Here is a 13,479-nt window from a genome sequence, read left to right as displayed (position 1 = left end):
CCTGGCGAGGATAGAGGTTGCGGAAGGTCAGTGCTCGGCTGGCCGACCCAGCCGGGCGAGGATGTCGGCGTGCAGCGGGCCGTTGCTGGCCACCGCGCTGCTCTCGGTGCCGGCGTCGCCCGAGGGCGCGGGCCGGCCGGCCAGGTCGGTGAACGTCCCGCCCGCCTCGGTGACGATCGGCACCAGCGCGGCGACGTCCCACAGCGACAGCTCCGGCTCCACCATGACGTCCAGCGCGCCCTCGGCGAGCAGCATGTAGCCGTAGAAGTCGCCGTACGCCCGGCTGCGCCAGGTGTCCCGCATGAGCTGGAGCATCGCGTCCAGCCGGCCGGCGGACTCCCAGCCCGTCAGCGACGAGTAGCAGAAGCTCGCGTCGGCCAGGTCCCGGACGCCGGAGACCCGGATGGGTGCGCCGCCGGCGGCGTCCGGCCCCGCGTACGCGCCCTCGCCGAGCGCCGCCCACCAGCGGCGGCCCAGCGCCGGCGCGGAGACCAGGCCGGCGACCGGGCGGTCCCCCTCCAGCAGCGCGATCAGGGTGGCCCAGACGGGCACGCCGCGGATGAAGTTCTTCGTGCCGTCGATCGGGTCGACCACCCAGCGCCGGCCGTCCGGGCCGCTGGCCGGCTGTTCGCCGTACTCCTCGCCGAGCAGGCCGTCGGCTGGCCGGTGCGCGGCCAGCAGCGCCCGGATCTCCCGCTCCACGGCGGTGTCCGCGTCGGAGACGGGGGTCAGGTCGGGCTTCGCGTCGACCCGCAGGTCGAGCGCCCGGAACCGGGCCGTGGAGACGGCGTCGGCGGCGTCGGCGAGCAGGTGGGCGAGGGCGAGGTCGTCGGCGTACCCGGTCACGTGCCCCAACCTACCGACGGCCCGGGCGTCACGACCCGGCGGGCGGGTCGACCTCGCCCGCCCGGGAGGCGAGCAGCCGGCGGTACGAGGCCAGCCGGCGCGGGTCGGCCTTGCCGGCCGCCACCCAGGCGTCGAGCCCGCAGTCGGGGGTCTCGGCGGTGTGCGGGCAGTTGGCGGGGCAGTCGACCGTGCCCTCCACCAGATCGGGGAAGCCGTGCAGCAGGCTGTCGGCGGAGACGTGGGCCAGCCCGAAGCTGCGCACCCCCGGGGTGTCGACGATCCAGCCGGCGGCGGCTCCGGGGCGCGGCGCGGTGGGAGACGCGCCGGGCTGGGGCTGCCGTGGGCCGCCGTCGCGGTCCGGCAACGGGGGCAGGCGCAGCGCCACCGCGCTCGTGGAGGTGTGCCGGCCCCGGCCGATCGCGCTGACCGTGCCGACCGCCCGCGCGGCGTCCGGCACCAGCCGGTTCACCAGCGTCGACTTGCCCACCCCGGAGTGCCCCACCATGACCGAGATCCGGCCGGCGAGCAGGCTGCGCAGGGCGTCGAGGTCGGAGTCCGGCCGGATCAGCACGTACGGCAGCTCCAGCTCGGCGTAGTAGCCGAGCACCCCCTCGGGACCGGCCAGGTCGGCCTTGGTCAGGCAGAGCAGCGGCTCGATGTCGGCGTCGTACGCGGCCACCAGGCAGCGGTCGATGAACCCGGTGCGCGGCGGCGGGTCGGCCAGCGCGCTGACGATCACCAACTGATCGGCGTTGGCGACGACCACCCGCTCCAGCCGCCCCTCGGCGGTGGTCGCGTCGTCCTCCGCGGTGCGCCGCAGCACCGACGTCCGCTCGGCGATCCGGACGATCCGGGCCAGCGCCCCGGCCGTGCCGGAGGTGTCCCCGACCAGGCCGACCCGGTCGCCGACCACCACCGACTTGCGGCCCAGCTCCCGGGCCCGCATGGCGGTGACCGTGGGCGCGTCCGGCCCGGCGTCGGGCAGCACGCACGTGTAGCGGCCCCGGTCGACGGCGGTCACGAAGCCGTCGACGGCGTTCTCGTGCCGGGGGCGGGTGCGCGTACGCGGGCGCGACGACTTCCCGGGTCGGACCCGGACGTCGTCCTCGTCGTACTCCCGCCGTCTGGTCGCCAGGACCCGCCCCCCGTCGTGTCAGCTCTTGCCGGTCACCATCGCCGACCATAGTGCCGGGAACTCGGGCATGGTCTTCGAGGTGCACGCCACGTCGCTCAGCTCGATGCCCGGCACGGCCAGGCCGGCCACCGCCGCGGCGTGCGCCATCCGGTGGTCGTGGTAGGTCTCGAACACCCCGCCGCGCAGCGGCCGGGGCCGGATCTCCAGCCCGTCGGGGGACTCGGTGATGTCCGCGCCGAGCGCGGTGAACTCCCGCGCCAGCGCGGTCAGCCGGTCGGTCTCGTGACCCCGGATGTGGCCGACGCCGGTGAACCGGGACGGCGAGTCGGCGAGCATCGCCAGCGCGGTCAGCGCGGGGGTCAGCTCGCTGACGTCGGAGAGGTCGGCGTCCAGGCCGTGCACCGCGCCGGTGCCCCGGACGGTCAGCCCGGCGGTGGAGAGGGTCACCTCGCCGCCCATCCGGTGCAGCAGCGAGCGGAGCTGCTCGACGGGCTGCGCGCTGCTGCGCGGCCAGCCCTGGAGGGTCACCTCGCCGCCGGTGACCAGCGCTGCGGCGAAGAACGGCACCGCCCCGGACAGGTCCGGCTCGATCTCCCAGCCGCGCCCGCTCAGCGGGCCCGGCTCGACCGCCCAGACATCGGGGGTGCCGTCGTCGACCGCCGCCCCGGCGGCCCGGAGCATCTGCACCGTCATCCGCAGGTGCGGCGCGGAGGGCACCGGCGGGCCCACGTGCCGGACCACGACGCCCCGGTCGAAGCGCGGGGCGGCCAGCAGCAGCCCGGAGACGAGCTGGCTGGAGGCCGAGGCGTCGATCACCACCTCGCCGCCGGCCACCCGACCCGCGCCGAGCACGGTCAGCGGCAGGCTGCCGGTGGCGGGGGCGTCCACGCGTACGCCGAGGGAGCGCAGCGCGCCGATCAGCGGGCCGAGCGGCCGGATGCGGGCCTGCGGGTCGCCGTCGAAGGTGATCCGCCCGTCGGCCAGGCCGGCCACGGGCGGGACGAAGCGCATCACCGTGCCGGCCAACCCGACGTCGACGTGCGCGGGGCCGACCAGCGGGTGCGGCCGGACCAGCCAGCGCTCGTCGTCGCTGATCGACATGTGCGCGCCCAGCGCGCGCAGCCCGGCGGCCATCAGCTCGGTGTCCCGGGCGCGCAGCGGCCCGGCCAGCGTCGAGGGACCGCTGGCCAGCGCGCTCAGCACCAGGGCGCGGGCGGTCATCGACTTGGAGCCGGGCAGGCGGAGCGTGGCCGCCACCGGGTCGGAGGCGGTCGGAGCGGTCCACGGCTGCGGCGGCCGGGTCGCGGTCAGGTTCCCCACGGTTACATTCTGCCGTGTCCGCCGGTGGATGACCCCGGCCACCGTCCCGGCTCCCGGTCAGCGGGACAGCCGGGCGACGCCCGGCGGGTTAGCGTGTGCGGCATGTGCGGGAGGTACGCGACGACCCGGAGCGCGGGTGACCTGAGCGCGCTGTTCGAGTCCCACGACGAGACCGGCGGCCGGCTCGGCCCCGACCACAACGTCGCGCCCACCGACCCGGTGCCGCTGGTGCGGGTCAGCCCGGAGGGCCACCGCGCGCTGTCGGTCGGGCGCTGGGGGCTGGTGCCGGCCTGGTCCCGGTCGCCCGCCGGCGCCGCCCGCATGATCAACGCCCGCGCCGAGACGGTCGCCACCAGCCGGGCGTACGCCGGAGCGTTCGCCCGCCGCCGCTGCCTCGTCCCGGCCGACGGCTGGTACGAGTGGGTCCGCTCGCCCGGCGGGGGCAAGCAGGCGTACTACATGACTCCGCTGGACGGCTCGGTGCTCGCCTTCGCCGGCATCTGGTCGGTCTGGGAGGGCCCCGATGGCCCCCTGCTGACGTGCAGCGTGCTGACCACCGCCGCGCTCGGCGAGCTGGCCGAGGTGCACGAGCGCATGCCGCTGCTGCTGCCCCGGCAGCGGTGGGGGTCGTGGCTGGCGGCCACCGACGAGCCGGCGGGCCTGCTCGCCCCGCCCCCGCTCGACTGGCTGGCCGGGCTGGAGGTCCGCCCAGTGGGGCCGGCGGTGGGCGACGTGCGCAACGACGGGCCGGAGCTGACCGCCAGGGTGCCGGTCGCCCGCGCCGCCGCGCCGGAGGAAATGACGCTCTTCTGACAGTGCCGGCACATTGTCGGGCGTGATTTGCCAGAGTTGCGGATGAAACGTCGCCTGCTTGTTTACCCGTATTTGCCGTAGAGGCTTGTCTCCGTGTCCGGAAGTGCGATAGAACACAGCGCCGGTAGTGGGCGCGACTCGCACGGGGCGGACGACGCTCACCGATCTTGCCGGTCCCACGGGGGAGGTGGGTGGATGACACGGGCACGCATGCCCCGCCCGCACGAGGTGGCCGCCGCACGACGAGATCCGCGACTGCTGCGGGCGTTGCGGGAGCGGCGGCAGGACGAGGCGTGGCGGACCAGAGGAACCTGCCAGAGTGTCGACCCGGAAACGTTCTTTCCGGCGCCGAACGAGCCGGCCGACGCGGCTGTCGCGCTCTGCCGAAGTTGTGACGTGCAGGGCTCCTGCCTGGCCTGGGCGCTGGACGTGGGTGACTGCCACGGCGTCTGGGGCGGCACGACCCCGCGCGAGCGGCGGGCGATGCTGGTCGCCTGGCGCGACGAGGTGCAACCGGATCCGGACGCCGCCGACGAGGCGGGTCCGCCGGTCCGGGACCGCCTGCTCACGCTGGTGCCGCTGAGCTGACCGTCGACCGACCGGCCGGGGCCGGTCCGCGATCGCGCGGGCCGGCCCCGCGTCGCGTCCCGGACGTCCGAGAATGGGCGGGTGCCCGAGACCGACGAGCTACCCACCCCGCGCGGGCCCGCCCGGGTCGCCACCGACCTGCCGGCCGGGCCGCCGACCGCCGTGCTGGCGCTCGGCCACGGCGCGGGCGGTGACGTCGACGCTCCCGACCTGCTCGCGCTCCGCGACGCGGCGACCGGCGCGGGCCTGGTGGTGGCCCGGGTGACGCAGCCGTACCGGGTGGCCGGCCGGCGCGCCCCGGCCCCGGCCGGGCACCTCGACGAGGCGTGGACCGCCGTGCTCGCCGTGCTGCGGGAACGGCATCCCGGCGTACCCCTGCTGGTGGGTGGGCGATCCAGCGGCGCGCGGGTGGCCTGCCGCACCGCGCGGGCGGTCGGCGCCGCCGGCGTCGTCGCGCTCGCGTTCCCGCTGCATCCGCCCGGCCGCCCGGAGCGGTCCCGGGCGGCGGAACTGGGGACCGGCCTGCCGACCCTGGTGGTCAACGGCGACCGCGACCCGTTCGGGGTGCCGGATCCGGGGCCCGCGGTGCGCGTGGTCACCCGTCCCGGGGAGCGGCACGACCTGCGGGGCGATCCGACCGGCACGGCCGCGGTGGTGCGCGACTGGCTGCGCGACCGGGGCTGGGCGCGGGCCTGATCCCGGCGGGCGACGACGCGCGCCGGGGGAGGGGCGGCGCTCCGGCCGGCCGTGTCCGGTGGCCGCGGCGGGTCGTTGCATCGGATGGCGCCGGATGCCCGGTTCGGGCGGCGGCGCCGGTCCTCCCAGGCCCTTCCTGGTCCCAGCGTCGGCGTCCCGCCGGGGCCGGGGCCAGGAACGGGAGGCCCGGCCGGAATGTCCTGCCCGTCCGTGCGCGTTGCACCCCCCGGACGACATTTCTGGCGAGGGGGTGACCGGGTGCCGATCGAGACGCAGGCCCGGGAACGGGACGAGCGGGGAGCGCGGCAGCTGCGACAGTTGCTGGGGGCTCCGGACTGGCCGGCGACGGCGCCGCCGGTCGGCGTGGCCGCGGTGAGCACCAGCACACCCGCCGGAAGTGAATCTGTGGGCAGGCTCGTGCGCGTATCCTCGGCGGGAAAGCATCCGACGCGAGGGGATGTGCGGTTGACCACCGAAAAGACGGACGAGCGCAGGGCCCGCTTCGAGCGGGACGCAATGCCCTTCGTCGATCAGCTCTACGCTGCCGGCCTGCGGATGACCCGCAACCCGGCGGATGCGGAGGACCTGGTCCAGGAGACCTACCTGAAGGCGTACGCCGCCTTCCACCAGTTCGAGCAGGGCACGAACCTGAAGGCCTGGCTCTACCGGATCCTGACCAACACCTACATCAACTCCTACCGGCGACGGCAGCGCCAGCCCGTCCAGGCGCCGACCGACGAGATCACCGACTGGCAGCTCGCCGAGGCCGAGTCGCACACCTCCAGCGGGCTGCGCTCGGCCGAGACCGAGGCGCTGGACCGGCTGCCGGACAGCGACGTCAAGGAGGCCCTCCAGCAGTTGCCGGAGGAGTTCCGCCTGGCCGTCTACCTCACCGACGTCGAGGGCTTCTCCTACAAGGAGGTCGCCGACATCATGGGCACGCCGATCGGCACGGTGATGTCGCGACTGCACCGGGGTCGACGTAATCTGCGCAAGCTGCTCGAGCAGTACGCCGCGGAGCGGGGCTTCACCTCCGCGTCGTCGAAGAAGGGCTCAACCGCTGCCGCCGGCCGGGAGGTGTGACGTGAGCTGTGGGGAACCGCACGAGACGGACTGCCGTGAGGTGCTGGCGGAGGTCTACCTCTACCTGGATCTGGAGTGCGCCGAGGAGCGGCGCACGCTGATCCGCTACCACCTCGACGAGTGCGGGCCGTGCCTGCGCGAGTACGGCATCGAGCAGGAGGTGAGGGCGCTGGTCGCCCGCTGCTGCGGCAACGAGACCGCGCCCGACGAGTTGCGGGAGCGGCTCCGGGTCCGGTTGACCGAGCTGGTCGTGTTCGAGAACAGCGAGTCGCGGGAGCTGGCCGACTGAGGTCGGCGGCACCGACAGCAACGCCGGTGGCCCGGGTCGGAGACGACCCGGGCCACCGGCTTTTCGCTGGCTGATCGACGCCGGACCGTGGGCCCGGCCGCCGGTCAGGAGTTGGGGCGCTTGCCGTGGTTGGCGCCGCTCTTCTTACGGGCCTTCTTCTTCCGGGCCTTCTTCGCCATGGTGACCTCCTCGTGATGGTCGGATCCGCCTGCGCACGACCTCGGCGCCGGTGCACGCACCGGTCCTCCCGGCGCCGGGGTCCGACCCGCTGATGCTAGTGCCGCCACCGCGCGCCGTCGTGCGCCGGGGCCGTCGGCCGTACGCCGCGCCGCGCGACACGCCGCCCGCCTCCCCGGCGTCGCCGCCCGTCGCCGTCGCCCGCCTCTTCGGCGTCGCCGCCCGTCGCCGTCTCCCGGCGTCGCCGCGTCCCGGCCGGTGGGGACGCCGCGGCACGCCCGACCGACAGTGGACTATCCGGACGCGACCGCTCCACGCCCCCGGCGGGGGGTCCGCATGATTGGATACGTCGGCAGGCAAACGCGAGGGAAGGGGCCGTGGAGATGGCCGAGGAGATCCGCGCCGAGATGGTGGCGAACGTCTGGAAGGTCGTCGCGTCGGCCGGGGACACCGTGTCCGAGGGGGACACGTTGGTGATCCTGGAGTCGATGAAGATGGAGATCCCGGTCGTCGCCGAGTCCGACGGTGTCGTCAAGCAGCTCGCGGTCAACGAGGGTGACGTCGTGCAGGACGGCGACCTCATCGCGGTGATCGATTGACCGGCCTCTCGGTGCGGCGGGCCGGGCCGGCCGACTTCGCGGCGGTGGCCCGGCTGACGGTCGCCGCGTACGAGGCCGACGGCCAGCTCAAGGGGGAGCACGGCTACGCCGCCGTGCTCGCCGACGTGGCGGGCCGGGCGGAGCACGGCGAGGTCCTGGTCGCCGTCGACCAGGAGACCGGCGCGGCGCTCGGCTCGGTGACCTTCGTCCTTCCCGGCACGCCGTACGCGGAGCTGTCCCGGCCGGGCGAGGCGGAGTTCCGGATGCTGGCCGTGGACCCGGCCGCGCAGGGCCGGGGCGTCGGCGTGGCCCTGGTCGAGGCGTGCGTGTCACGGGCGGGAGAGCTGGGCTGCTCGGCGGTGGTGATCTGCGTCCGCAGCGGCTTCGCCGCCTCCGCCCAGCGGCTCTACCAGCGCCGGGGCTTCGTGCGAGTGCCGGAGCTGGACTGGTCACCCCTCGCCGGGGTGCGACTGCTCGGTCTCCGGCTGGAACTCACCGCCTCCTGAGCCGGCCCGGACCAGGCGGGCCTGGCGCCGGTCGCTGGGACCGGCGGGCGTCAGGGCGCCTCCGTCGCGGCGGCGTCGGGCCCGGTCCCGATGGGGGCGAGCAGCTCGTCGGCCATCTCCAGCGCGAGCTTCCGCCGCTCGGTGTCGGTGATGTCCGGCGTACGGATCGCGAACCAGCTGCTGTGCACGGCGAAGAGCGACAGGATCGCGCGGAGCTGCGCGGCGGGCGAGTCGTCTCCCCGGCAGAGCATCTCGGCCAGCCGCAGCATCCGGCCGCGCATCTGCTGCCCGGCGGCGAGACTCTTCAGCACCGTCTGGTTCTGCTCGAAGAACCGCATCACCGACGGCTCGTCGCCGGTGAACATGGCGTCGGCGTACCGGCCGATCACGGCGCGCCGCGTGGCCAGGCTCGCCGGCTGCGACTCGGCCCAGGCGATGAGGGCGTCCATCCGCTCGAGCCGGTCCTCGACGACGCTGGTGACGATCTCGTCCTTGCTCTTGAAGTGGTAGTAGAGCGCGGCCTTCGTCACGTTCAGCCGCTCGGCGATCTCGCGTAGCGAGGTCTTCTCGTACCCCTGCTCGGTGAAGAGCTCCAGCGCGACGGACTTGATGCGCTCCCGCGTGCCGCCTGTGCTCTCCCTCACGCGTACCACCCAATTCGCTTGACCGGTCCTGCCGCCCAACTTACCGTGCGGCTAGTAAGTTAACTAGCCGGGCGGCAAGTAAGTGCGGCACATCTCGGGGGAGCTTACCCATGACGCAGGCAGGCCAGGCACAGGCACCAGCGCGACCCAACGTGCGGGTCGTCCTCTTCGGTCTGATGATCGCCATGATGCTGGCGATGCTCGACAACATGATCGTCAGCACGGCGTTACCCCGGATCGTGGGCGAGTTCGGCGGGCTCGACCACTTCACCTGGGTGGTGACGGCGTACGTGCTGGGCACGACGGTCTCGACCCCGATCTGGGGCAAGCTGGGCGACCTCTACGGTCGCAAGTCCGTCTTCCTCACCTCGGTGGTCGTCTTCCTGGTCGGCTCGGCGTTGTGCGGAATGGCCGGTTCCGACCTGCTCGGCGGGCCGGGCGACGGCATGGTCGAGCTGATCGCCTTCCGGGCGGTGCAGGGCCTCGGCGCCGGCGGCCTGATGGTCGGCGTGATGGCGATCATCGGCGACCTGGTGCCGCCCCGGGAGCGGGGCCGCTACCAGGGCATGATCGCCGGCATCATGGCCATCGCCATGGTGGCCGGCCCGCTGGTCGGCGGTTTCATCACCGACCACCTCTCCTGGCGCTGGGCGTTCTACGTGAACCTGCCGCTGGGCGGCGTCGCGCTGCTGGTCCTCGCCACGACCATGCATCTGCCGAGGTACCGCACCGAGCACCGGATCGACTGGCTCGGCGCCGGGCTGCTGTCGGTCGGCATCACCGCGATCGTGCTCATCACCACCTGGGGCGGCAACGAGTACGCGTGGGTGTCGCCGCAGATCCTCGGCCTGGCCGCGCTCGCCGTGGTCGCGCTGGTGGTCTTCGGTCTGGTCGAGCGGCGGGCCGCCGAACCGATCCTGCCGCTGGGGCTCTTCGCCAACCGCAACTTCGCGCTGATCTCCGTGATCGGCTTCCTGCTCGGCTTCGCGATGTTCGGCGCGATGAACTTCCTGCCGCTGTACCAGCAGACCGTGCAGGGCGCCTCGGCGACGAACTCCGGGCTGCTGCTGCTCCCGCTGATGTTCGGCATGCTGGTGGTCTCGCTGGTGGTCGGCCGGGCGATCACGAAGACCGGGCGGTACCGGATCTACCCGATCGTCGGCGGCGTGGTGATGACCGTGGGCATGGCGCTGCTGACCCTGCTCGACCTGCACACCGGCAAGCTGGAGTCCTCGCTCTACATGGTCGTGCTCGGCGTCGGCATGGGCTTCCTCATGCAGACCTCGATGCTCATCGCGCAGAACAGCGTGGCGCAGAAGGACCTGGGCGCGGCGAGCGGCGCCGCCACCTTCTTCCGCTCGATCGGCGGCTCGTTCGGCATCTCGCTGTTCGGCGCGATCTTCGCCAACCGGCTGGCCGACTCCCCGGCCGGCGGCGCCTTCAGCGGCGGCGGCGAGGCCGGCGCGGCGATGGACCTGGCGAAGCTCAAGGAACTGCCGACGCAGGCCCGTGAGCTGGTGCTCGGCGGCCTCGCCGACGCGATCTCGCACGTCTTCTGGTGGGCCGTGCTGTTCACCGTGGCGGTGCCGGTGCTGGCCTGGTTCGTCAGGGAGATCCCGCTGCGGACCGCCAACGAGCCGCCGGCCCCGCAGGGCGCCGGCGAGGAGCAGGCCGAGGCCGCCCTCGGCAAGGCCCCCGTCTCCTGACCCGCCTCAGCGCCGTCGGAAGGGGCTGGTGAGGCGGCGCCAGAGGCGGTGAAGCCCGGCGCGGGGGCGGGGGACCAGAGGGGTGGCGACCAGGGAGGTCGCCAGGGCCGCCGTCTCCGCGTCCAGGGCCGGCGTCGCCAGGGCCAGATGGGCGAGGGAGGCCGCGATGGGCACCGGGCGCAGCCGCGCCACCGCCGCGAGGTCGGCCAGCCGCTCGGCCACCACCCGCGCCACGTCGGGGCGGACCTCCGGGTCGACCCAGGCGGCGGTAACCATGGCGAACAGGGCCGCCTCGGTGACCCAGTCCTCGACGCCCCAGACGAGGTCCAGCAGCACCCGGCGGCGCGTCGAGGTCGCCCACGGCTCGTCGGTGCGGTGGTGCAGCAGGCCGAGGCAGGCCCACACCTGGACGCAGCGCACCCAGAGCGAGGGGTCCTGCCCCAGCACCTGGCCCAGGGCGGTGCGCGGCGCGTCCGGCGGGTGCGCCAGCAGGCCCACCAGATCGGCCAGGTCCAGGGTGGCCAGGCCGACCGCCGCGTCGTACGCCGCCGGGGGGTGCGGCCACGCCGGGTGGGCGAGCTGCCGCAGCTTCGCGGCCGCCTCCGCCGAGGGCGCCGGCACCGCGGGCGCGACCGTCGCCCCGTCCCAGCGCCAGAGCTGGCGGGCGTCCGCCCGCCGGGGCTCGCGCGGGTCCGGCTCCGGCACGCCGGCCACCTCGACCCGCATCGCCGGCGCGGTCGTGGCGGCGGTACGCAGCGCGCTCGGCGGCGCGGGTGAGTCCAGCAGCACGGCGGCGCCGACGCCGCCGTGGTCGTCGGCGACGGCCCGACGCAGCGCGTCCACCACCGTCCCGGTCGCCGGGGTCACCTGCCCGAGCCAGGCCCGGCCGCGGCAGCACTCGGCCAGGTCGCCGTGCTCGTGCGAGTCGTCGGGGTGGTCACGGACGAAGTCGGCGAGCGCGACCAGGTGCGCCACGTCGCCGTCGCGCTGGTGGCGCAGCCGGTGGGCGGTGTGCACGGCGCAGTCGAAGGTGGGATCCCGGGCGAGGGCCCGGTCGATCCAGTCGAGCGCCTCGTCGAGCCGTCCGATGTCGGCCAGGGTGCCGGCGATGTCGGCGTACACGGCGAGGTCGTCGGGGTCGTGCGCGACGGCGCGGCCGAGTGCCGCCAGCGCCTCCCGGGTGCGGCCGCCGCTGCGGTACGCGTACCCGAGCCACACCTCGCCGATCTTCGACGGCTCCGCGCGTACGCCCCGGGCGGCCCAGCGGATCGCCAGGTCGACCTCGCCGACCCGCCGGGCCAGCGCGGACGCCGCGCCCAGCAGCAGGCCGTGCTCGGCGTGGACGGTGACCGCGTTGCGGGCCAGCGTCAGGTAGGGGGCCAGGGCCGCCCGGTCGGCCCGGGGCGCCGGGTCGGGCACGGCGGCGCAGACCTGCATCAGGATGCGGGCGGTGCGGTCCGGTTCGAGGCGCTCGGCGAGTTCCGGGGCGGTCACCCAGGGCACCCCGGCCCAGTCCGTCCCCGGGGCGTGCCCGGTCGCGGCGACCAGCAGGTCCAGTCCCTCGGCGGGCCGGCCGGTGGCGGCCAGCAGGTGGGCGCGGGCGACGACGGCGCCGACGAAGGCGTGGCGGTGCAGCGGGAAGAGGTCCACGCCGCCGGCGCCGTCGGCGGCGGCGAGCCGGGCGAGCGTCTCGTGCACCTCGGGCAGGGTCGGGGCCTGGGCGAGCGCGGCGGCGACGTGCCCGGCCGCGTGCTCCAGGTCGCCGGAGTCCATGGCGAGCCGGGCGAGGGCAAGCTCCTCCGCCGCGGGCAGCGCCCGGTCGTCCTCGGCCACGTCGTCCTCTCGCTCGTCGGTGCTCCGGTGGGCCGGGCAAGCGTAGGTGATGTTGCACCGACGTGGTGATCCACTGCGCAGTCCTGCTCGTTCGATTGCTCTGATCAGATCAAAGATGCAAGACTGAGCAGGAAACGCGCGGCAACCGCGCAGTGGGAGGAGTTTCCGTGACGCGTGCAGGGGCTGGCATGGCCGCCGACATCGACGAGCAGCCGGCGGGCTACGCCCGGTTGCTCTCCGCCGAACACGCCGGGGCGATCGCCCGGGTGGCGGCGGTCATCGCGGAGCGCCGACCCCGGCACGTGGTCTTCACGGCCCGGGGCACCTCCGACCACGCCGCCCTCTACGGGGCGTACCTGACCGAGATCCGGCTCGGCCTGCCCGCCGGGCTCGCCTCGCCCAGCGCCGTCACCGTCTACGGCGCCCGCCCGGACCTCTCCGACGCGCTGGTCGTCGGCGTCAGCCAGAGCGGCGGCTCACCGGATCTCGCCGAGGTGCTGCGCACCGCCCGCGCCTCGGGCGCGCTGACCCTGGCCGTCACCAACGCGCCCGACTCCCCGCTGGCCGGCGTCGCCGAGCTGAGCGTCGACATCGCCGCCGGGCACGAGCGCGCGGTGGCCGCCACCAAGACGTACACCGCCGAGCTGCTCGCCCTGCTGATGCTCGTCGAGGGCGTCCGGGCCGGCGACGGCACGCTGCCCGCCGACGAGCGTGACGCGCTCGCCGCCCTGCCCGAGCTGGCCGCCCGCACCCTGGACGACCCCACCCCGACCCAGCTCGCGCCCCGCTACCGGTTCGCCGGCCAGCTCGTCACCACCGGCCGGGGATACGCGTACCCGACCGCCCGGGAGGCCGCGCTGAAGCTGATGGAGACCTCCTACCTGCCGGCGCTGGCGTTCTCCGGCGCCGACCTGCTGCACGGCCCGCTCGCCATGACCGACCCCGACGTGCCGGTGCTCGCCGTGGTCGGCTCCGGGCCGGGCGGCCGGTCGATGGGCGAGGTGCTGCCCCGGCTCGGCGAGCGCCGCGCCGACGTGGTGGTGGTCGGCTCCGCCGACGTCGAGGGCGCCACCCGGATGGCCGTCCCCGAGGTCGACGAGCGGTACGCCCCGCTGCTCGACATCCTGCCGTTGCAGCGCCTGGCGCTGGCGCTGGCGCTGGCCCGGGGCGAGGACCCGGACGCGCCGCGGGGGCTGAAGAAGGTCACCGCGACGATGTGACGCCCGGCGTGGCACGCTGGTCAG

15 protein-coding genes are annotated in these 13,479 nt (G+C 75.0%); 9 read left to right on the top strand and 6 right to left on the bottom strand.

The window, feature by feature from the left end:
• Positions 1-27: 27 nt before the first annotated feature.
• The 3 genes from hisN to aroA form a co-directional block, all read right to left on the bottom strand.
• Entirely contained in the window at positions 28-846 is an 819-nt protein-coding gene (gene hisN / locus ACFY23_RS18995; RefSeq protein ID WP_350683215.1) for a histidinol-phosphatase, read from the bottom strand.
• A gap of 28 nt (positions 847-874) precedes the next feature.
• Positions 875-1,834 carry a ribosome small subunit-dependent GTPase A gene (locus ACFY23_RS18990; protein WP_350683243.1) on the bottom strand — a complete coding sequence of 320 codons (960 nt, stop codon included), beginning with the start codon at positions 1,832-1,834 and terminating at the stop codon, positions 875-877.
• A gap of 165 nt (positions 1,835-1,999) precedes the next feature.
• Positions 2,000-3,301, bottom strand: coding sequence for a 3-phosphoshikimate 1-carboxyvinyltransferase (aroA, locus tag ACFY23_RS18985; protein ID WP_350683213.1), 1,302 nt, complete (start codon positions 3,299-3,301; stop codon positions 2,000-2,002).
• 102 nt (positions 3,302-3,403) lie between these two features.
• Between aroA and ACFY23_RS18980 the strand changes: the two genes are divergently transcribed.
• The 5 genes from ACFY23_RS18980 to rsrA all read left to right on the top strand — a co-directional run bounded on the left by ACFY23_RS18980 (position 3,404) and on the right by rsrA (position 6,770).
• Positions 3,404-4,114, top strand: coding sequence for an SOS response-associated peptidase (locus ACFY23_RS18980; protein WP_350683211.1), 711 nt, complete (start codon positions 3,404-3,406; stop codon positions 4,112-4,114).
• A gap of 195 nt (positions 4,115-4,309) precedes the next feature.
• Complete coding sequence (locus ACFY23_RS18975; RefSeq protein WP_350683209.1) at positions 4,310-4,702, top strand: WhiB family transcriptional regulator; 393 nt, start codon at positions 4,310-4,312, stop codon at positions 4,700-4,702.
• Between the two features lie 81 nt (positions 4,703-4,783).
• On the top strand, positions 4,784-5,398 hold the full coding sequence (locus ACFY23_RS18970) for an alpha/beta family hydrolase (protein WP_350683207.1): 615 nt from the start codon (positions 4,784-4,786) through the stop codon (positions 5,396-5,398).
• A 258-nt stretch (positions 5,399-5,656) separates the two neighbouring features.
• Positions 5,657-6,481 (top strand): sigma-70 family RNA polymerase sigma factor, encoded by an 825-nt coding sequence (locus ACFY23_RS18965; protein ID WP_350683205.1) that lies wholly within the window; start codon positions 5,657-5,659, stop codon positions 6,479-6,481.
• A 1-nt stretch (position 6,482) separates the two neighbouring features.
• Positions 6,483-6,770 (top strand): mycothiol system anti-sigma-R factor, encoded by a 288-nt coding sequence (gene rsrA, locus ACFY23_RS18960; protein ID WP_350683203.1) that lies wholly within the window; start codon positions 6,483-6,485, stop codon positions 6,768-6,770.
• A 104-nt stretch (positions 6,771-6,874) separates the two neighbouring features.
• On the opposite strand, the gene ACFY23_RS18955 is transcribed toward rsrA, so the two are convergent.
• Positions 6,875-6,949, bottom strand: a complete 75-nt coding sequence (locus ACFY23_RS18955; protein ID WP_369700219.1) for a 50S ribosomal protein bL37 — start codon at positions 6,947-6,949, stop codon at positions 6,875-6,877.
• 375 nt (positions 6,950-7,324) lie between these two features.
• On the opposite strand from ACFY23_RS18955, the gene ACFY23_RS18950 reads away from it, so the two are divergent.
• Together ACFY23_RS18950 and ACFY23_RS18945 are read left to right on the top strand one after the other, a co-directional pair.
• Positions 7,325-7,546 carry a biotin/lipoyl-binding carrier protein gene (locus ACFY23_RS18950; RefSeq protein ID WP_176737378.1) on the top strand — a complete coding sequence of 74 codons (222 nt, stop codon included), beginning with the start codon at positions 7,325-7,327 and terminating at the stop codon, positions 7,544-7,546.
• On the top strand, positions 7,543-8,052 hold the full coding sequence (locus ACFY23_RS18945) for an N-acetyltransferase (RefSeq protein WP_350683201.1): 510 nt from the start codon (positions 7,543-7,545) through the stop codon (positions 8,050-8,052). Before ACFY23_RS18950 ends, ACFY23_RS18945 begins: the two co-directional genes overlap by 4 nt.
• A gap of 50 nt (positions 8,053-8,102) precedes the next feature.
• Here the strand turns inward: ACFY23_RS18945 and ACFY23_RS18940 are convergent, their stop codons facing one another.
• Positions 8,103-8,696: a helix-turn-helix domain-containing protein gene (locus tag ACFY23_RS18940; RefSeq protein ID WP_350683199.1), complete on the bottom strand. Its 594-nt coding sequence runs from the start codon at positions 8,694-8,696 to the stop codon at positions 8,103-8,105.
• Between the two features lie 110 nt (positions 8,697-8,806).
• Between ACFY23_RS18940 and ACFY23_RS18935 the strand changes: the two genes are divergently transcribed.
• A complete protein-coding gene (locus ACFY23_RS18935; protein WP_350683197.1) occupies positions 8,807-10,402 on the top strand; it encodes an MDR family MFS transporter in 1,596 nt (531 codons plus the stop codon).
• Positions 10,403-10,408: 6 nt separating this feature from the next.
• On the opposite strand, the gene ACFY23_RS18930 is transcribed toward ACFY23_RS18935, so the two are convergent.
• Entirely contained in the window at positions 10,409-12,235 is a 1,827-nt protein-coding gene (locus ACFY23_RS18930) for a tetratricopeptide repeat protein (protein WP_350683195.1), read from the bottom strand.
• A 188-nt stretch (positions 12,236-12,423) separates the two neighbouring features.
• Between ACFY23_RS18930 and ACFY23_RS18925 the strand changes: the two genes are divergently transcribed.
• On the top strand, positions 12,424-13,455 hold the full coding sequence (locus ACFY23_RS18925) for an SIS domain-containing protein (RefSeq protein ID WP_350683241.1): 1,032 nt from the start codon (positions 12,424-12,426) through the stop codon (positions 13,453-13,455).
• Positions 13,456-13,479: the final 24 nt, after the last annotated feature.

It is taken from the genome of Micromonospora sp. NPDC000121, from assembly GCF_042899165.1.
Taxonomy (GTDB): domain Bacteria; phylum Actinomycetota; class Actinomycetes; order Mycobacteriales; family Micromonosporaceae; genus Micromonospora.
Note: the sequence above shows the minus strand (reverse complement) of the source record. Positions and strands in the feature narration are given on the sequence as shown.